4 protein-coding genes are annotated in these 4,349 nt (G+C 73.3%); 3 read left to right on the plus strand and 1 reads right to left on the minus strand.

Translation table 11 applies throughout. The annotated features are described in order from the left end of the window. The coding region (locus PLP61_RS15195; RefSeq protein ID WP_324503601.1) for a hypothetical protein at positions 1 to 676 on the minus strand (676 nt) is incomplete at its 3' end. 284 nt (positions 677 to 960) lie between these two features. Between PLP61_RS15195 and PLP61_RS15200 the strand changes: the two genes are divergently transcribed. The 3 genes from PLP61_RS15200 to PLP61_RS15210 form a co-directional block, all read left to right on the plus strand. After that, positions 961 to 2,313 (plus strand): ammonium transporter, encoded by a 1,353-nt coding sequence (locus PLP61_RS15200; protein ID WP_324503602.1) that lies wholly within the window; start codon positions 961 to 963, stop codon positions 2,311 to 2,313. Next, the gene (locus PLP61_RS15205; protein WP_324503603.1) at positions 2,310 to 2,648 is read left to right on the plus strand and encodes a P-II family nitrogen regulator; all 339 of its coding nucleotides are present in this window, start codon (positions 2,310 to 2,312) and stop codon (positions 2,646 to 2,648) included. The genes PLP61_RS15200 and PLP61_RS15205 overlap by 4 nt, the downstream gene beginning before the upstream one ends. Before the next feature lie 85 nt (positions 2,649 to 2,733). Continuing rightward, positions 2,734 to 4,349, plus strand: a 1,616-nt coding sequence (locus tag PLP61_RS15210) for a [protein-PII] uridylyltransferase (RefSeq protein ID WP_324503604.1), incomplete at its 3' end; no start/stop codon positions are given.

Below are 4,349 nucleotides of genomic sequence, written 5' to 3' on the forward strand. Positions count from 1 at the left end.
CCACCAGCACCTCCACGGCACCGGCCGCCGCCGACTCCAGGACGCGCGTCGCGGCGGTCTCCGGACGTGCCCAGTCGTCCAGGGTCGCGATCACCACCGAGGTGCGGCCCGCCGCCCGCGACGGGAGTGCCTGCACCACGTCGTCCCAGCCCGGCCCGGGAGCCGCGGCGGCTTCGCCCCAGACGCTCAGTGAGGCGGCGTGGGCCTTCATCTCCCGGCGGGCCCGCCCGAGGGTGACCGCGGGACACCCGGGCAGCGGACTGTCGTCGTCGGCGTCCTGGAGGAACAGCCCGAGCGCACCGCCCGGGTGCGCCTCGGCCGCGGCTCGGGACACCGAGAGCGCGCGGGCGTCGAACAGCGGGCCCAACGACCTCTCCAGTCCCCGTCCGCGCAGGTACCGGAGCAGTGCGCCCACCCGTCCCTCGGCCACCCGGGTCGCCAGACCCGGGGGCAGCGACGCGACGTCGAGCAGCGGGTTCGGCGTGAGCCGGGCGGCAGCGCCCCGGGCCAGGTAGTGGGCCGCGGCGTCGTGCTCGCCGGCGAACGGTTCCCCGGTCTGCGCCTCGTAGTGGGCCAGGTCGAACACCCCCGACCCGACGAGCTCGGCGAGGACCCGGGGCCGCTCCGCCGGGACCCGATCCCGGGTCGCCGGGCGAGCCTTCCGGCGGATCCGCATCTGTGCCCCTCGTCGTCGGGTCGCTGCGCCCGGCCGCTCCTCCGGTGGCGCGCCCGACCGCTGCGCCCAGCCTACGGTCGGCCACGCGCCCCTGCGTTCACAGAGGCGTAACACGCCCGCCCGAGACGTTTCCTGCCCGAAACACGCGGCGCCGCACGGCGAAACGTGGCCGTCGGAGGCTTCGGGGGATGGGGCGGACCCCTGGCCCGACACTGCCGTCGGAGCCCGGCACCGCCTGAGACCACCTGAATCCTGGAGGTTCCGTGGACGGCTACTACACCTGGATGTTGATCTCATCCTCGCTCGTCCTGATGATGACCACTCCGGCGCTGGCCTTGTTCTACGGCGGGATGAGCCGCTCGAAGTCCGTGCTGAACATGATGATGATGTCGTTCACCGCCATGGGCGTCGTCGGCATCGTCTACGTCCTGTGGGGCTGGTCGATGTCCTACGCCGGCACCGACATCGGGACGCTCTTCGCCAACCCGTTCACCGCGTTCGGCCTCGACGGCGTGGACTACGAAAGCTACGTCTTCGTGGCGTTCCAGATGACCTTCGCGGTCATCACCGCGGCGCTGATCAGCGGCGCGATCGCGGACCGGGTCAAGTTCTCCGCGTGGCTGCTCTTCGTGCCGCTGTGGATCACGCTCTCGTACTTCCCCCTCTCCCACATGGTGTGGGGCGGCGGCTTCCTGTCCGGGCTGAACCCTGACGGGCTCGCGGCACGGCTGTACGGCTTCGCCGACGGCATCGCCAACGTCGTGCCGCAGGACTACGCGGGCGGCACGGTGGTGCACATCAACGCCGGTGTCGCCGGCCTGGTGCTCGTGCTGCTGATCGGTACCCGCAAGGGGTTCGGCAAGGAGCCGATGAAGCCCCACAACCTGACCCTGACCATGATCGGCGCCGGCCTGCTGTGGTTCGGCTGGTTCGGCTTCAACGTGGGCTCGATCGTGTTCGTCGCGGGCGACGGCGGCGAGAAGGACATCGCCCAGTTCATGACCGAGACCGGTGTCACCTGGATCAACACCACGCTGGCCACCTGCGCGGCGATGCTCGCCTGGCTGCTGGTCGAGCGGATCCGGGACGGCAAGGGCACGTCGCTGGGTGCCGCGTCCGGCGTCGTCGCCGGTCTGGTCGCGATCACCCCCTCCTGCGGTGCGGTGGACGTGTACGGCGCGCTGCTGATCGGCGTGGCCGCCGGCGCACTGTGTGCCTACGCGGTCGGGCTGAAGTACCGGTTCGGGTACGACGACTCGCTCGACGTCGTGGGCGTCCACCTCGTGGGTGGCATCGTGGGCACCGTGCTCATCGGCTTCGTCTCCACCGCCAGCGCTCCCGGCGGTGTGGACGGCCTGTTCTACGGCGGCGGGATCGACCCGCTGGTGATCCAGGTGCTCACCGCCCTGGTCGCCATCCTCTGGTCCGGTGCCGCCACCCTGCTCGTCGGCCTGGCGATCAAGTACACGCTCGGCTGGCGGATCTCCGAGGACGCCGAGGTCGAGGGCATCGACTTCTCCGAGCACGGCGAAGCGGCGTACGACCTGGGCGTCAGCGGCGCCCGGCGCGGCGCCGGCGCCCTGGTCGGCTCGATGGCGCACGACAAGTCCTACTCCAAGGAAGAGGCACACGCATGAAGCTGATCACCGCGGTCATCAAGCCGCACAAGTGGGACGACGTCCGGGAGTCCCTGGAGACCTTCGGGGTCACCGGGATGACCGTGTCGGAGGTCTCCGGGTACGGCCGGCAGAAGGGCCACACCGAGGTCTACCGCGGCGCGGAGTACGACATCGCCCTGGTCCCGAAGATCCGGATCGAGATCGTGGTCGACGACGCCGACGTCGAGGACGTCGTCGGGATCGTGGCCAAGACCGCCCAGACCGGTCGCATCGGCGACGGCAAGGTGTGGGTGAGCCCCGTCGAGTCCGTCGTCCGGGTACGCACCGGCGAGAAGGACGAGGCCGCGATCTGACAGACCCGCCTCCGGCGCCCCGGCCCATCCTCCGCCCGGGCGCCGGAGGCGTTCCCCTGCCCACCCACCCCCCCAGGGAGCCCCGATGACCGCCAGCGGCCGTGAGCGGCGTACCGCCGACGCCGACGCGCGCTGCGTCGAGGCGTACGCCGGGTGCGGGGCCCCGCAGGCGGGGGTCGCCCTGGTGGCCGTGGGCGGCTACGGCCGTGGGGAGCTCGCCCCGCACTCCGACCTGGACCTCGTGCTGGTCCACGAGGAGGACGTCGGCGCGGAGCAGTGGGCCGAGAAGCTGTGGTACCCGCTGTGGGACGCCGGGTCGCGGCTGGACCACGCGGTGCGCACGTTCCCGCAGATGGTCGCCGCGGCCTCGGGTGACCTGAAGGTCGCCCTGGGCCTGCTCGACGTCCGCCACGTCGCGGGTGACCCGCACCTGACCCTGCGGCTGCGCACCACCATGCTGGCGACCTGGCGCAGGGAGGCCCGGGACCGGCTGCCCGCCCTGCGCACGCTGGTCCGGGCGCGCCACGACCTCGTCGGCGAGCTGGCGCACGCGGCGGTGCCGGACCTCAAGGAGGCCGAGGGGGGCCTGCGGGACGCCACCGTGCTCAAGGCGCTGGTCGCCAGCTGGCTGGTCGACGTCCCCCACGTGGAGCTCGAACGCTCCCGGCGCGCGCTGCTCGACGTGCGAGACGTGCTCCACGAGCTCACCGGCCGTCCCACCGACCGGGTCGCCCCCGAGGTGTGGGGGGACCTGGCCGTCGGCTGCGGCTGGACGGACGCGGCCGCGGCCCAGCGCCAGGTGCGAGAGCTGGGCCGCCGGATCACCCACCTCTCCCGGCTGACCTGGCACCGCGTCGACGCCGTGCTCGCGCGACCCCGGTCGGTCTCCGGGCCGCGGCGGCCCGAGCTGGTCGCGCTGGCTCCGGGGGTGGCGGCCTCCGGAGGGGAGGTGGTGCTCGACACGGGCGCCAGGCCGGAGCGCGACCCGCTGCTGCTGCTGCGCGCGGCCGTGGAGGCCGCAGAGCGCGGGCTCGCCCTGGCCCCGGCCACCGCCGCACGCCTGGTGGCCGACGGCGTACCCCTGCCGGAGCCGTGGCCCCACGAGGCCCGCCAGCTGATGGTGCGCCTGCTGGCCTCGGGTCGTGGCCTGCTCGGGGTGTGGGAGACCCTGGAGGCGACGGGCGCGCTGGCCGGGATACTGCCGGAGTGGGAGCGGATCCGGCTGCTGCCCCACGCCTCCACGATCCACCGCTACACCGTCGACCGGCACGTGGTGGAGACGTGCATCGAGGCCTCCGCCCTGATCCGTCGGGTCGCTCGACCGGACGTCTTGATGGTCTCGGCGCTGCTGCACGACATCGGCAAGGGGGGTCTCACCGAGCACAGCGTGGCGGGTGAGCCGATCGCCCGGAGCATCGCGACCCGGCTGGGCTTCGACGACGAGGCAGTCGACCTGGTCGCGACCCTGGTGCGCTGGCACCTGCTGCTGGCCCAGACGGCCACCACCCGCGACCCGGACGACCCCGCCACCGTGCGGGAGGTCGCCGCCCGGGTGCCGAGCGCGGAGGCCGTCTCGCTGCTGGCCGTGCTCACCGAGGCCGACGCCCGGGCGACCTCCCCCAAGGCGTGGACGTCCTGGCGGGCCGGGCTGGTGCGCACGCTGGTGGACCGGGTGCTGGCTGCGGTGGCCACGCGTGCCGC

It is taken from the genome of Nocardioides sp., from assembly GCF_035429765.1.
Lineage (GTDB): Bacteria > Actinomycetota > Actinomycetes > Propionibacteriales > Nocardioidaceae > Nocardioides.